Consider the following 14,396-nt stretch of genomic DNA (forward strand, 5'->3'; position numbering starts at 1 on the left):
CTATATTGAGCAACAGTTCCTAACCCAAAATTTACTTTACCCTTATTTTGCCCGTGAAAAAGCTTATCATACTTCCGCTTCTGCTCCTGGCTCTGCTATGGCAACCTATGCAAACAAATGCCCAGTTCAGAAGAAAACCGTCTGTAGCCTTTTCCTACCTGCCTGACCAGAGCAAAGAACGCTATAGCCAGCGCGTGCCCCACAAAACAATTCCTGTAGGCACCGATGAGTTTGTTATTCTGAGCCGAAGCGCGGCAGATGCATACACAGTAGAAAAGTATGGTGCAAACCTAAAGAAGCAGTGGGCGGCAGAGGTAAAGCTGGCAAACTCTGAAACCATAGAAGCGTTCGCAGCAAGCCAGGAGGCCGCTACAGTGGTAACACACCGTGCAGACAATGGCCAGGGAGTGCAACAGCTGTACGGGCACCGCATTGATTTGCGCACAGGCAAAAAGCAGGAAAGCGCCCTGTTGCTGAAAGCCCCGGCTAAAAGCCGCCGGGCAAGTGTAGCCACCTCGGCCGACGGCACTAAACTGCTGGCCTACCGCTACCATACCAACAGCACCTACCAGATACAGGACATCAGTGGTACCTTGTATGATGATAAGCTGCAAAAGATTGAAGACACCCGGTATAACCTGCAGGACATCTATAACATCCTCTCGGCAGATGTGCAGGTCGGCAACAGCGGAGAGCAATACATTAACCTTATCTCAGATAAGATGAAACGCCTGACCGCAAGGCGATACACGCCTGGCAGCGATGAAGTTCAGGTGATGTCGGTGCTGGTAGGAGGCGTATTTAGTGGAACGACGGTTTACATACTGGATTCTAAGTTTAAGCTGATGCCTAACGGTACACTTTACGGTGCAGTCATAACTGCTGAAGAACCTAAAGGCCAATATCACAGCCTGAAGGCAGTAAAATTTGATTTTGAGGCGGAGGACATGGTGTTTGCGGAGGAGTTCAAATTTACGGCTGACTACCTTTCGCAGGTAAATTCACTGGACAAGAGCAGCGGCAACAAGCCCAGCCGCCTGGAGGACATTTACCTGTCGGACCTGTTCCTGTCGCCGGAGCAGCAGCTCATCGTGATGGCCGAGAAGAAGTATACAGAGGGAGGAAAAGATGCTCCTTTCTTTGCCAAAGAACTACACCTGTTTTCGTACGATGAGTACATGACCAAAGACTGGAATGCAGTGCTGATGAAGCACCAGCAGGCACCTGCCGACGAGGCTTTCTCCAGCATATCATATAATGCTTATCTCAGTGGCAATACCCTGCACTTACTCACACTGGAAGAACTTAAGGGGAAAAACGATTTGTACCTTCGGCAGGTCGATGCAAAATCAGGAAAGGCCAGCGCTCCCAAAGCTGTTGGACTGAACATCGCAAATGACAAAGACCTGGCTTACGTGAAAGACTTCACTGCCTGGCTCAGCGACAAACAGATAGTAGCAGTAGCGCGACCAAGCCAAAGAGCAGAGAACCTGAGACTAAGCCGAATTCAGCTAAAGTAGGTTTTTATATCCTGGAAGTCCGGCGTATAAGTTGATTTTGACTTAGCAGTGTTTTTACCTATGTGCTGCTTGTGCTGGAGCTTTTTGGTGAAAGAAGCCAGCTGCAGCAGCATGTGCGAGAACCCTACAAAAGAGACGATCTCTACGTACATCTTAAATTCCTTTTTAGAGCCGTCCAGCACACCCAACTTGTCTACTTTATAGGTGTTCATGGCAGACCAAGGCATCCAACGTACTACTTTCTTGTGCCGCAGCATATAGCGGTTTATACCTACTTCTAGCTGGTACCGCTGTATCCCCAGTTTCATTACCTGCTCTAAATCTGACTTTTTGATGAGGCGCTCGCCAGACAGCAGGATATCGCTGCGGTACCACCGCACAAACCACGGAGAATTAATACGGCGCAGGATGATCATATCAATAGCCGGTTGCGCGTGGAAAGCCTCGATGGCAGCTTCTATTTCCTCTACCCTAAGTTCCTGGAGGTCGGCGTCCATCATCAGAATCAGTTCATGCTTCACATACTTAAGGGCGTACTTTATAGCGGCCGCCTTGCCTTGGTTCTGCTGTAACTGCACGACCTGCACCTGGGGCCAGTTTGCTTTGATATAATCTGCTGTACCATCTGTTGACCCATCATCCACACACAGAATCTGCCCAATCCGGCGAATTCGTGTTATAACCTTCAGCACATGTGCAATGCGCTCCCTCTCATTAAAGAAAGGAATTAAACATGTTACATTCATAGTTTTATTCAATACTCAGGGTGCTTATCCACACAGTACGGGAGTTAGACTTTCGAATGTCAAATATCAGAAAAATATTTTCTCAGATATTCTTATAACACACGAATTATACTACAAAAAATAAAAAGGCTACCACCAGCAGTGATAGCCTTTCCAATATCAAAATGTCAGGTTAGTAAACGAACTCGTTTGCCTCTATCATAGCGGCTGCTATGCGGCGGCGGGCTTCTTTAGTATTGTACAGGTCCTTCTTAGTAAAGCGCTTCAGGCCCATGAATAGCAGGCGCTGTTCATCTCCTTCAGCCATAGCGGCAATAGCCTCTTTACCTGCCTTAAAGGCAGTATCAACGGCATCGTTAACCACCACACGCACAATATCTGTTTCGTTGGCTGCAGCCTCCTCCCCTTTCTGGCTCACCAGCTTCTCCACGCGCAGCAGTGTTGACTCTGCCACGTAAGTCTTGATGGCCATGTCGGCGATGTTCATCAGTACTTCCTGCTCCTTCGCCAGCGAGTTCATGTACTTCTGCACTGCCGTACCGGCTGTCAGCAAGATGGCTTTCTTTAGGTTTCGGATGGCTTTGTGCTCTGCTGTGAACAGCCCTTGCTCCTCTTCTGCACCAAAATCAGGTATTTCCATCAGCTCCTGCTGCACTGCCTGCGCAGGACCCATCAGGTCCAGTTCGCCTTTCATGGCTTTCTTCAGGATCATGTCTACCGTCAGCATGCGGTTGATTTCGTTGGTCCCTTCAAAGATTCGGTTAATGCGGGAATCGCGGTAAGCACGGTCCATTGGGTAATCCGCTGAGAAGCCGTAGCCACCGTATATCTGCACGCCTTCGTCTACCACGTAATCCAGCACTTCGGATCCTTCCACCTTCAGGATGGCACACTCCACGGCAAACTCACGGGCAGCTCCCATCAGGGCCTCGTTCTCGTTGGCACCCCCTGCCATCAGTTCCTGCTCTTTTCTATATATGTCCATACCACAACGGTAAAGGGCAGATTCCACGGCATAGATGCGGATAGCCTGCTCCGCCAGCTTATAGCGGATAGCACCGAACTTGGAAATAGGCAGCTTGAACTGGTGGCGCTCGTTAGCGTACTTCACCGACAGGTCAGCCACATGCTTGGCAGCACCAAGTGTAGCCGCGCACAACTTGATACGGCCTATGTTGAGGATGTTGAAAGCTATCAAGTGTCCTTTCCCTATTTCGCCCAGAACGTTTTCTTTCGGAACCTCGCAGTCTTCGAAGAACACCTGACGGGTTGAAGAACCTTTGATACCCATTTTGTGCTCCTCATTGCCCAGGCTCACACCTTTGAAACCACGCTCTACAATAAAGCCCGTAAACTTATCGCCGTCTATCTGCGCGAATACTACAAACACATCGGCAAAGCCAGCATTCGTGATCCACATTTTCTGGCCGTTCAGGATATAATGTGTACCGGCTTCGTTCAGCACAGCCTTGGTTTTAGCCGCCAGTGCGTCAGAGCCAGAGCCTGGCTCTGTCAGGCAGTAAGCCGATGTCCACTCGCCGCTCACCAGTCTCGGGATGTACTTCTGCTTCTGCTCTTCTGTACCGAAGTACAGAATTGGCAGCGTACCGATACCTGTATGTGCCGCGAAAGCAACCGGGAATGAATGCCCACCTCCTACTGACTCTGTTACCAGCAAGGCTGTGTTGAAGTCCATGTTCAGGCCGCCGTACTGCTCCGGGATGGATACCGCAAACAGCCCTAGCTCTCCTGCCTTTTTCATCAGGTTCTCCATCAGGCCTTCCTCGTGGTTATCCAGTCGGTCGAGCAACGGATACACTTCATCGCGCACAAAGTCCTTACAAGTTTGGGCCATCATGCGCTGCTCTTCATTGAATTCAGCAGGAATGAACACATCCTGCGGATTAGTTTCCTTTATCAGGAACTCGCCGCCCTGAATGACGGCAGCGTTGTTTTCTGTTGTATTTGCCATTTTCTTGTCTTTTATGTTTTTGGACATAAGACATAAGACACAAGACACAAGACTTGCTCCTATTCTCGTTTACTTAATTTTTTCTTAAACCCGTCAATCATTCTTTGAATCTTGCGAAGCTGTTCCAATAGTGCATTTAACCTGCTCTCGTCAATAAACCCTAAAGACTGAGCTAAAAGCAACTGTGTTTCAAGCTCAAATGCAGACCCTAAAGCAATATTCAGGAATTGGTTAAACTCTTTATCTGAGCCTCTCCCTGCTCCTTCGGCAATATTTAAGGTATAGAAACTACTGACCTGTTAACCTGAGATGTAAGACCATATTTTTCATTTGCAGGAAATAAGGAAGTTGTTTGATAAATGGACTTCGCTAAATCCATTGCCTCCTTCCAAATAATCAACTCCTTAAAATTGTGCATGCAAAAAATCTTATGTCTTACGTCCTGTGTCTTGTGTCTATTTTAAAAGCTCATAAACTCCCGCAACGCCCTGCCCGCCGCCTACGCAGGCAGTTACAATGCCGTACTTCTTGCCTAAGCGGCGAAGCTCGGAGAACTGCTGCACGCTGAGTTTGGCACCGGAACAGCCGAGCGGGTGACCTAATGCGATGGCACCGCCGCTCACGTTTAGTTTGTCCGGGTCAAAATCCAAGTGGCGCATCACGGCGATAGACTGCGCAGCAAAGGCTTCGTTCATCTCGATCAGGTCAATATCATTCAGCGTCATGCCTGCCTGCTTCAGGGCTTTCGGAACGGCGGCAATCGGGCCCATACCCATGATGCGCGGATCAACACCCCCTGTGGCGTAGCTTATCAGGCGGGCGATGGGCTCCAGGTTCAGTTCCTTCACCATGCGCTCGCTCATTACAATCACGAAGGCAGCACCGTCTGATGTCTGGGAGGAGTTACCAGCTGTAACTGTACCGCCTGCCGCAAAAACCGGCTTCAGTCTCGCAAGCGCCTCTAAAGAGGTGTCGGCACGAGGCCCTTCGTCTGTATCTACTACATAGGTGCGGGTTTTCTTTTTCCCGTTTTCGTCCAGGTAAGTCTCTTCTACCGTTATTGGCACGATCTGCTCTTTAAAGTAGCCTTTCTCTATCGCGTTCAGCGCCTTCTGATGCGACTTTAAAGCAAACTCATCCTGGTCTTCACGTGAAACCTTGTAATCATTCGCCACGGCTTCGGCTGTTAAGCCCATACTCAGGTACCAGTCCGGGTTTTTGCTCGCTATTTTATAGTTCGGCACTGTCTTCCAGCCAGCAGTCGGCACCATCGACATCGATTCGGTACCACCCGCTATGATGCAGTCGGCCATGCCCGCCGAAATACGGTTCGCTGCAATGGCAATGGTTTCCAGGCCGGAGCCGCAGTAACGGTTCACGGTCATGCCACTCACCGACATCGGCAGCGACAGCAGCGAAATCATACGTCCAATCTGCAAGCCCTGCTCCGCTTCCGGCACGGCATTCCCCACAATCAGATCGTCCACACGCTCCGGGTCCAGAGCAGGTACCGTACTCATTAAGTGCTTGATGACATTAGCAGCAAGGTCATCGGGTCTGGTAAACCGGAAAACACCACGGGGCGCTTTGCCCACCGCGCTACGAAATCCGGCTACGATATATGCATTGTTCATATCTCTTGATTGCTAAATTGTTATATGGTTGTTTATTGTCCGCTGGTGCGAGCTTGCAGCTCGTACCTTTTTAAGGCACCAGCATAAAACCATTTAATCTTAATTTCTCAGCGGTTTGCCTGTGGTCAGGATGCTCTGGATACGCTCCAGCGTTTTGCGCTCGCCTGTAAGTGACAGGAAGGCTTCGCGCTCCAGGTCCAGCAGGTATTGCTCGCTCACCTCGGTTGGGGCAGACAAATCGCCACCGCACATCACATAAGCCAGTTTCTGCGAAATCTTCAGGTCGTGCGCTGACATGTAGCGGCCCGTGTACATGGCATTGGCTCCTGTCAGGAACATACCCAGCGCGCCTCTGCCCTGTACTTTGATGTTGGTTCGCTGCACCGGCTGGGTATATCCTTCTTCCGCCAGCAGGATAGCCTGCGCTTTGGCATCGGCAATCAGGCGGTTGCTGTTGATGGTAATGCCGTCGCCCCTGCGCATGTAGCCTAAATCTATCGCCTCTTTTGCTGAGGTAGATACTTTGGCCATACCGATAGTCAGGAACACGTTCTTCAGGTCGTTGTACTCGATGTCGCCCTCGGCATACATATCGGCCGCACGCAGGGTCATCTCTTTTGTACCGCCACCGCCTGGTATCAGGCCAACGCCAAACTCCACCAAGCCCATGTAAGTCTCAGCAGCTGCCTGCACGTGGTCGCAGTGCAGGTTCAGTTCGCAGCCGCCGCCCAGCGTCAGGCCGTGCGGCGCACCCACCACTGGTATAGCCGAGTAGCGCATGCGCATCATAGCATCCTGGAACTGCTTTATCATGAAGTTAATCTCATCATACTCCTGCTCCAGGGCATACATGTAAATGAGCGCCACGTTAGCTCCTGCCGAGAAATTGGCTGCCTCGTTGCCAACCACCATGCCCCTGAATTCCTTCTCCGCAATGTCTACTCCCTTGTGCAGGCCAGCCACCACATCGCCGCCAATGGTGTTCATTTTGGTGTGGAACTCCACGTTGAGGATACCATCACCCAAATCTATCAGCGATACGCCGCTGTTTTTCCACACAGTTTTGCTGCCGCGCAGGTTATTCAGTATAATAAAATTCTCGGCACCAGGTATGGCTTTGTATTCTTTGGTTTCGATGTCGTAGTAGCGGCGGGTGCCGTTCTCCACAATGTAGAAGGACTCCTTCTTCTGGTTCAGCATCTCTTCTACCCAAGGCGCCGGCTCGTATCCAGCCTCAATCATACGCTGCACGCCTTCGCGGGCACCGATGGCGTCCCAGTATTCGAACGGTCCAAGTTCCCAGCCAAAGCCGGCACGCAGGGCATCATCGATGCGGTACAGTTCGTCAGAAATTTCCGGGATACGGTTGCTCACATACTGGAACAGGCCAAACAGCGTCTCGCTGAAGAACTGGGCGGCCTTGTCGGTTTGCCTGGAGAAAACCTGGATACGCTTGCGCAAATCCTCCACAGGCTTCAGCGCCTCCAGGCTCTGGAACTTCATCTTCTGCTTTGGCCCGTACTCCATGGTGTTCAGGTCCAGCGTGAGGATTTCGGTTTTGCCTTTGGCGTCTTTGGTCTTTTTATAGAAGCCCTGGCCGGTTTTGTCTCCCAGCCACTTGTTCTCCACCATCTTCTGCACATAGTCCGGAATTTTGAACAGGTCTCTGGACTCGTCCTTCTCCCCTGCCTGGTACAGCCCATTGGCTACGTTCACGGTGGTATCCAGACCCACTACATCCAGTGTTCGGAAAGTAGCTGACTTTGGCCGCCCGACAATTGGTCCTGTGATTTTGTCTACCTCATCAATGGTCAGCCCTGTTTTCTCCATAGCCTTGAGTGTTTGCATGATGCCGTAGATACCCACGCGGTTGGCTATGAAAGCCGGCGTGTCTTTGGCCAGCACTGTAGTCTTGCCCAGGTACAGGTCGCCGTAGTGCATCAGGAAATCTACTACCTTTCTGTCTGTTTCCGGTGTTGGAATAATCTCGAGCAATTTGAGGTAGCGGGGCGGGTTAAAGAAGTGCGTGCCGCAGAAGTGTTTTTTAAAGTCATCAGAGCGGCCTTCCAGCATCAGGTGAATCGGGATACCGGATGTGTTGGAGGAGATGAGTGTGCCCGGCTTGCGGTGCTGCTCCACCTGGTCGTACACGATTTTCTTGATTTTCAGGTTCTCCACCACCACTTCTATGGTCCAGTCGGCCGTGGCAATATCCTTCATGTTGTCTTCAAAATTACCAGTCTGAATCAGGCGGGCATCAGACTTGCGGTACAACGGCGACGGGTTTGAATTAACGGCTGCCTGCAAAGAACTGTTTACAATGCGGTTGCGCACATTCTTGTTCTCCAGCGTCAAGCCTTTTTTCTCCTCATCCGCCGTCAGTTCTTTAGGAACGATGTCCAGCAGCAGCACCTTTACGCCGATGTTGGCGAAGTGGCAGGCAATCCGGGAACCCATTACGCCGGAGCCAAGTACCGCTACCTTCTTTATTATTCTTTTCATAGAATGGCTATAGTTGTCTATGGATTAAAAAATCACTTTATTTTCTATCATCTGCTGCACCTGGGCGCATACCTTAAAAAACACATCCAGTTCTTCCTGCGGTATTTCCTGGCGCACCCTATTGTTGAACTGCTTTACCGTCTGGCGTGAGATTTCTTTTTTCTCCAAGCCTTTCTCCGTCAGGAAAATGCGCACCAGTCGCTTATCACGCGCATCAGACACCTTATAAATTAAGTTGTCATCTTCCATGCTCTTGAGAATACGGGTCAGGCTGCGGGCCTCCAGGCCTAGCAATGGAGCAATTTTAGTAGCAGGTGTGCCTTGTTGCTGATCTATGTTAAGCAACACAAACCCAATGGATGTGGTGATTCCGCTTTTGGCTGCCTCGGTATTATACATACGCGAGATAGCATGCCAGCACACCTTAAAGTTGTAGTCTACAGTTTCTTCCGGCTTCATGTATGATGAATGGTGTATACCAAATATATAAAAAAATGTTATGCTTGCATACTAATTCAGGTAAAAATTTAGCTGCATGCATAAAATTTAATACGGAAGTTTTTCCGATATGCATGAAGCGCAGCGGAATATATAGGCATTGGTTCGAAAAAAAGAGGCAACAAAAAATCCCCGCCGTGGCAGGCGGGGATTTCAGTTCATATAAGTGCTAACTACGCGAAACAGAACTGCAACGCATTAAGCGATGTGTTTGCTTCTTCATATCAGCCACTGTTTTTTGCAGGTACAGAAGACTGTGCCTATGTGTTAATACATGCTATCAATCAGGCTTTGGTAGTTATCGGTGATTGCTTTACGCTTCACCTTCAGCGTTGGCGTTAGTTCACCGCTTTCAACCGTCCACATCTTAGGCACCAGCTTAAACTTCTTGATGGTTTCGTATTGGGCCAGCGATTCGTTAGTCTTAGCTACCTCCCGCCTGTACTTCTCCAGCACCTCAGGGTGAGACACCATCTCCGCATCAGAGGTATACTGAATTCCTTTATGCGAACACCAGTCCTGCAGCCCCAGGAACGACGGCACAATAAGCGCAGCGGCATATTTCTGCCCGGCTCCTACTACCATTGCCTGCTCAATCACCACCGACTCCTTCAGCTTGTTCTCTATTGGCTGTGGCGCTACATACTTGCCACCTGAAGTCTTGAATATCTCTTTTTTACGGTCTGTAATTTTCAGGTACTTGCCCTCTACCAGCGTACCGATATCACCGGTGTGGAACCAGCCGTCTTTGTCAATCACTTCATCTGTCAGTTCCGGCTTCTTGTAATAGCCTTTCATAACGTGCGGACCGCGGGTCAGCACCTCGCCGTCTTCCTCGGCAATCTTCACCTCCACGCCATCAATGGTCATACCTACCGTACCGATCATGTTATTTTCAGGCTCAAAGCGGTTCACTGCAATTACCGGAGAGGTCTCTGTTAGGCCATAGCCTTCCATTATCCGCATGTTGGCCGCCCAGAACACCCGGGCCAGGCGCGGCTGCAGGGCGGCACCACCCGAAACAATGGCAATTACGTTGCCTCCCAGCGCTTCACGCCATTTGCTAAAGATAAGCTTGTTTGCCAGTGCCAGTTGCTGGTTGTAGAACCAGCCATTGTCCTTCTGCGTGTCGTACTTCAGGCCAAGCTCCAGGGCCCAGAAGAAAAGCTTGCGCTTGACACCAGTTAACTCCATGCCTGTGGCCACAATCCGGTCATACACCTTCTCCAGCAGGCGCGGAACAGTGGTAAAGATGTGCGGCTTCACCTCTTTTAGGTTGTCAGCTACTCTCTCAATGCTTTCAGCATAGTAAATAGAGATACCTATTCTGAAATACAGGTACAGCAACATCCGCTCAAAAACGTGGCAAAGCGGCAGAAAGCTCAGCGCCCGGTGCGTGTGGTTTACCGGTACAATAGGCATAACGCCCAGCACGTTGCTCACCAGGTTGCTGTGCGTCAGCATAACGCCCTTCGGATTACCGGTGGTACCGGAGGTATAGATGATGGTCAGTATATCCTCTGGTTGCACAGCAGCCTTCAAGGGTTCCAGTTGCTGCACATCGCTGCCGGTGCCCATCTCTACTACCTCTGTCCATTGCCTGGCGCCTTGCACATTATCAAACGTATAGATTTCTTTGATACCTTCCATGCCCTCTGTAGCTGCTGTCACCCTGTTATAGAGCGTATTGTCAGCAACAAAAATTGCTTTGACATCGGCATCATTCAGGATATAGCGATAGTCCTCTGTGGTAATAGTTGGGTAGAGCGGCACGCTGATAGCGCCTATTTGCTGTATACCAAAATCAACCAGCACCCACTCCGGCCGGTTGAAGGAGATAATAGCGACCTTATCCCCCTTTCCTATACCCATTTTCAGCAAGCCTAAACTCACTTTATTTGCATAGTCCTGCACATCCTGCGTGCTGTACTTTTGCCATGTGCCGTTCACTTTGGCAGCAAGGCAATCAGGCTGCGGAAAGTGCTGCAACTGGTAAGGCAGAAGGTCTAATGTTCGGGTAATATTCATACGATGTGTCTGTTAGTCGAATCTGTGCTTTAAAAAATTACGTGCCGTACAACGGAAAGTATGTAATCACCTTTCTTGTTGTATCCTTTATGCATTTTAATTATTTTTTCTAAGTCTGCCACTGCCAGAGACAGAAATATTTACAATAACTTATATTTATACAGCTAATTTTGGCTTCTATTGCGGGTAAAGCCTTCTGTGTAAAAACCAAAATTTAAGTACTTTTGACTCTTCCAGATTAATTCTATGAACCTGTCTATCTTTTTCGAGCCGCTGAACGAGGATGTGTATGCCACATTAAACAAGCCCCGCACGCTAGGCGCCTACATCAGTCGCTTTGTAAGTAAATCTCCTGACTGGCGAAGTGCCGACATTGCCATACTCGGAGTAAACGAAAGCAGAGGCCGCAATGAGGATGCGCCACTTGCAACAGCGGCCGACTCGCCAGCCCGGGCTGTACGGCAGCGCCTTTACAGCCTGAGCAAGGGGACGGGTCGCTGCCGGATTGTTGACCTGGGCAACCTGCGCCCCGGCATCACCCTCGAAGATACATACCTACGGCTTAAGGAAATAGTTGAGGTGTTGATTTCGCATAACACTGTTCCTGTTATTATTGGTGGCTCACATGACCTGGAATATGGCCAGTACCTCGGCTATGAGCATCTGGACCGCGTAGTGAATATGGTGACCGTAGACAGCAGCGTGGACATGACCCAGGATGTAGCCGCCACACCCAACAAAAAGCAGCTGCGCCAGATCCTGATGCACGAACCTAACTATCTCTTCAGCCTGGGGCAGATTGGGTACCAGTCTTACCTGGTAGAGCAAGAAGTGATGGCAACACTGGAGAAGCTGCATTTTGAAGCCTACCGCGTAGGTGAAGTACACCGTGGGGTGCAGGAAATGGAACCTGTCATACGCTTGGCAGATCTGCTTACCTTCGATATTTCCGCTATCCGCCATCAGGATGCCCCCGGGTATGCACCGCCTAACCCTTTTGGGCTTACGGGAGAGGAGGCTTGCCAGCTCTGCTGGTATGCCGGCCTGAACGACAACTTAACTTCGCTGGGTATTTATGAGTTTGATCCGGAGCTGGACGAACGCGGATTGACAGCCATGACCGTCGCAACGATGATCTGGTACTTTATAGAAGGATTTTACCACCGCAAAAACGAGCTGGATTTTACCAGCAAACAATTTACCAAGTATGCCGTTGCCTTTAACAACGACAACCCTGACCGCATGATCTTTTATAAAAGCAGGAGCGGTGAGAAGTGGTGGCTGGAGGTGGAACCTCTCAGCAGCGAAAAAAGCAGCCGTATTATACCCTGCAGCTATGAAGATTACCTGCAGGCCATTGAGGGCGAGGTGCCTAACCGGTGGGTGCTGACCCAGGCAAGGATTGGATAGTATGATTCTACCAGAGTATACCTTGCAGCAACTGGCCTTGCGAAACGGACAAGACCGGGAGGATATATGGGTAGCTTACAAGGGTGTGATTTATGATGTCCGGAAATCCAGGTTGTGGCGCAACGGCAGGCATTACGAGCACTGGGCCGGGCAGGACCTGACAGAAGAGTTGAAAGATGCCCCGCATAATGCCAACGTCTTTGACAAGTTTGAGGCTGTTGGTCTTATAAAGAACTCTATCCACAGAACAGGAAAGCAATAAAGCTCCGGTAAGAAAGTGGGCAAACCGGGAAAATATTTCTAAACGGAATAAACTTAAAATAATATGATATTAATAGCTGATAGCGGCTCTACCAAAACAGACTGGCGCATGATGGATGCTACAGGTGTCTATGAAAATATATACACTGCAGGTATCAATCCACAGTATTTAGAGTCTGCTCAGATTTACAACATATTTGCAGCGGAGCTGCTTCCGCACCTGAGAGAGAAAAACCCCAGCCAGATATTCTTCTATGGGGCCGGATGCAGTTCTCCAGAGCAGAACCTGCGGGTAGAGGAGGCTTTGAAAAAGGCATTCCCCGATAGCGAGGCCTCTATAGACCACGATCTGCTTGCCGCCGCCCGCGCTCTTTGCGGACACCAACCGGGAGTGGCCTGTATATTGGGCACCGGCTCTAACTCCTGCCTGTACGATGGCAAAAACATATCAGATAATATTCCCTCGCTGGGCTACCTGATAGGTGATGAAGGAAGCGGAGCGAATTTAGGAAAAATGCTCCTCCGGGCCTACATGTACCGTGAGTTACCTGAGGAACTGGCACTCTCGCTGAAAAACCGCTATAGCCTTACAAAAAACAGCATCCTGGATGCTTTGTACAGAACTGACATGCCAAGCGCTTACCTCGCCAGCTTTGCCAAATTCATGCACGAAAAGCGCAAGGACCCTGTAATTCATGCCATGATTTACCAGAACTTCGACGAGTTCTTTGAGCGCCATGTCTGCAAGTACAAAGGCTATACCGAGGTACCTGTAAACTTTGTGGGCTCTGTGGCTTTCCACTTCTCTGACACGCTGCACCAGGTGGCAAAGAAGTATGGCGTACGTATCGGCACCATTATTACAAGCCCCAGCGAAGGCCTGATTGCCTACCACCGGGAGCTGCTTTCGCAGAACGTATAACCTGTATAGAAGAATGTCCACAGGGCTCCTGGTATACTTCTGCCCCTCATTATTTAACACTTAATTTAACCTAAAGAAATTGTCTACTACCGAATCAGCATCCAATTACGACAGTCTTGAGCAGATGAGTGTGCGGGAACTGTTGGAGAACATTAACCGTGAAGACCAGACTGTGCCTCAGGCCGTAGCAAAAGCAATTCCGCAAGTAGAGGCACTGGTACGGGCTACTGCCGAACGGCTGCAGCAGGGCGGCAGGCTTTTTTACATTGGCGCCGGGACCAGCGGGCGCCTGGGTGTTGTGGATGCCTCCGAATGCCCTCCCACCTATGGAGTGCCCCATGGCATGGTGGTTGGCCTGATAGCGGGCGGCGACAGCGCCATTCGCAAGGCAGTAGAGTTTGCAGAAGACGACCAGGAGCAGGCGTGGGAAGACCTGCAGGCTTATAACATCAGCCAAAAGGACATTGTGGTGGGAATTGCCGCCTCCGGCAGGACGCCTTACGTTATCGGGGGACTTAACACTTGCCGCAGACATGGCATTGCGACAGGCTGTATTGTCTGCAATGCAGGCAGTGCAGTAGCCGCTGAAGCAGATTACCCGGTAGAGGTAATCACAGGACCGGAATTTGTGACAGGCAGCACCCGTATGAAGGCCGGCACAGCGCAGAAGCTGGTCCTGAATATGCTGACCACTGCCACCATGGTTAAACTGGGTCGTGTGCAGGGCAATAAAATGGTGGACATGCAGCTTTCTAACCACAAGTTGGTAGACAGGGGCATCCGTATGTTAATGGAAGAGCTCAACCTCAAGAACACAGAGGCTGGCGCATTGCTTAAGAAGTACGGCAGCGTACGCGCCGCTATGGAGGCCTTTCGGGGTAGCGATAGTCCCGCCAAATAAAC

General features: G+C 50.2%; 11 protein-coding genes and 1 pseudogene. 5 read left to right on the forward strand and 7 right to left on the reverse strand.

Annotated features, from left to right (window positions below; translation table 11 throughout):
- Positions 1-107: 107 nt before the first annotated feature.
- Positions 108-1,520, forward strand: coding sequence for a hypothetical protein (locus ACYVB1_RS10850; RefSeq protein ID WP_460923597.1), 1,413 nt, complete (start codon positions 108-110; stop codon positions 1,518-1,520).
- Here ACYVB1_RS10850 and ACYVB1_RS10855 read toward each other — a convergent pair.
- From ACYVB1_RS10855 to ACYVB1_RS10885, 7 genes and pseudogenes are all read right to left on the reverse strand, one after another.
- On the reverse strand, positions 1,508-2,266 hold the full coding sequence (locus tag ACYVB1_RS10855) for a glycosyltransferase family 2 protein (RefSeq protein ID WP_460923598.1): 759 nt from the start codon (positions 2,264-2,266) through the stop codon (positions 1,508-1,510). The genes ACYVB1_RS10850 and ACYVB1_RS10855 overlap by 13 nt on opposite strands.
- Positions 2,267-2,438: 172 nt before the next feature.
- On the reverse strand, positions 2,439-4,238 hold the full coding sequence (locus ACYVB1_RS10860) for an acyl-CoA dehydrogenase family protein (protein ID WP_460923599.1): 1,800 nt from the start codon (positions 4,236-4,238) through the stop codon (positions 2,439-2,441).
- Between the two features lie 59 nt (positions 4,239-4,297).
- Positions 4,298-4,656, reverse strand: a pseudogene (locus ACYVB1_RS10865) (four helix bundle protein).
- 37 nt (positions 4,657-4,693) lie between these two features.
- Positions 4,694-5,872, reverse strand: a complete 1,179-nt coding sequence (locus ACYVB1_RS10870; protein WP_460923600.1) for an acetyl-CoA C-acyltransferase — start codon at positions 5,870-5,872, stop codon at positions 4,694-4,696.
- A 99-nt stretch (positions 5,873-5,971) separates the two neighbouring features.
- Positions 5,972-8,374, reverse strand: a complete 2,403-nt coding sequence (locus tag ACYVB1_RS10875; protein WP_460923601.1) for a 3-hydroxyacyl-CoA dehydrogenase/enoyl-CoA hydratase family protein — start codon at positions 8,372-8,374, stop codon at positions 5,972-5,974.
- A gap of 24 nt (positions 8,375-8,398) precedes the next feature.
- On the reverse strand, positions 8,399-8,833 hold the full coding sequence (locus ACYVB1_RS10880; protein ID WP_460923602.1) for a MarR family winged helix-turn-helix transcriptional regulator: 435 nt from the start codon (positions 8,831-8,833) through the stop codon (positions 8,399-8,401).
- Between the two features lie 306 nt (positions 8,834-9,139).
- Positions 9,140-10,900 carry an AMP-dependent synthetase/ligase gene (locus ACYVB1_RS10885; protein WP_460923603.1) on the reverse strand — a complete coding sequence of 587 codons (1,761 nt, stop codon included), beginning with the start codon at positions 10,898-10,900 and terminating at the stop codon, positions 9,140-9,142.
- A 246-nt stretch (positions 10,901-11,146) separates the two neighbouring features.
- Here ACYVB1_RS10885 and ACYVB1_RS10890 point away from each other — a divergent pair, with 246 nt between their 5' ends.
- From ACYVB1_RS10890 to murQ, 4 genes are all read left to right on the forward strand, one after another.
- On the forward strand, positions 11,147-12,310 hold the full coding sequence (locus ACYVB1_RS10890) for a formimidoylglutamase (RefSeq protein ID WP_460923604.1): 1,164 nt from the start codon (positions 11,147-11,149) through the stop codon (positions 12,308-12,310).
- Between the two features lies 1 nt (position 12,311).
- Positions 12,312-12,572: a cytochrome b5 domain-containing protein gene (locus tag ACYVB1_RS10895; protein WP_460923605.1), complete on the forward strand. Its 261-nt coding sequence runs from the start codon at positions 12,312-12,314 to the stop codon at positions 12,570-12,572.
- Between the two features lie 63 nt (positions 12,573-12,635).
- Complete coding sequence (locus tag ACYVB1_RS10900; RefSeq protein ID WP_460923606.1) at positions 12,636-13,493, forward strand: hypothetical protein; 858 nt, start codon at positions 12,636-12,638, stop codon at positions 13,491-13,493.
- 79 nt (positions 13,494-13,572) lie between these two features.
- Positions 13,573-14,394, forward strand: a complete 822-nt coding sequence (gene murQ, locus ACYVB1_RS10905; protein WP_460923607.1) for an N-acetylmuramic acid 6-phosphate etherase — start codon at positions 13,573-13,575, stop codon at positions 14,392-14,394.
- Positions 14,395-14,396 lie beyond the last annotated feature (2 nt).

The sequence above is a fragment of the Pontibacter brevis genome, from assembly GCF_054779655.1.

Excerpts from the sequence above, each read along its gene's own strand:
- ACYVB1_RS10870 (WP_460923600.1), bottom strand. The coding sequence starts at position 5,872 with ATGAACAATGCATATATCGTAGCCGGATTTCGTAGCGCGGTGGGCAAA.
- ACYVB1_RS10900 (WP_460923606.1), top strand. The coding sequence starts at position 12,636 with ATGATATTAATAGCTGATAGCGGCTCTACCAAAACAGACTGGCGCATG.
- ACYVB1_RS10895 (WP_460923605.1), top strand. The coding sequence starts at position 12,312 with ATGATTCTACCAGAGTATACCTTGCAGCAACTGGCCTTGCGAAACGGA.
- ACYVB1_RS10875 (WP_460923601.1), bottom strand. The coding sequence starts at position 8,374 with ATGAAAAGAATAATAAAGAAGGTAGCGGTACTTGGCTCCGGCGTAATG.
- ACYVB1_RS10885 (WP_460923603.1), bottom strand. The coding sequence starts at position 10,900 with ATGAATATTACCCGAACATTAGACCTTCTGCCTTACCAGTTGCAGCAC.
- ACYVB1_RS10855 (WP_460923598.1), bottom strand. The coding sequence starts at position 2,266 with ATGAATGTAACATGTTTAATTCCTTTCTTTAATGAGAGGGAGCGCATT.
- ACYVB1_RS10860 (WP_460923599.1), bottom strand. The coding sequence starts at position 4,238 with ATGGCAAATACAACAGAAAACAACGCTGCCGTCATTCAGGGCGGCGAG.
- ACYVB1_RS10850 (WP_460923597.1), top strand. The coding sequence starts at position 108 with ATGCAAACAAATGCCCAGTTCAGAAGAAAACCGTCTGTAGCCTTTTCC.
- ACYVB1_RS10890 (WP_460923604.1), top strand. The coding sequence starts at position 11,147 with ATGAACCTGTCTATCTTTTTCGAGCCGCTGAACGAGGATGTGTATGCC.
- ACYVB1_RS10880 (WP_460923602.1), bottom strand. The coding sequence starts at position 8,833 with ATGAAGCCGGAAGAAACTGTAGACTACAACTTTAAGGTGTGCTGGCAT.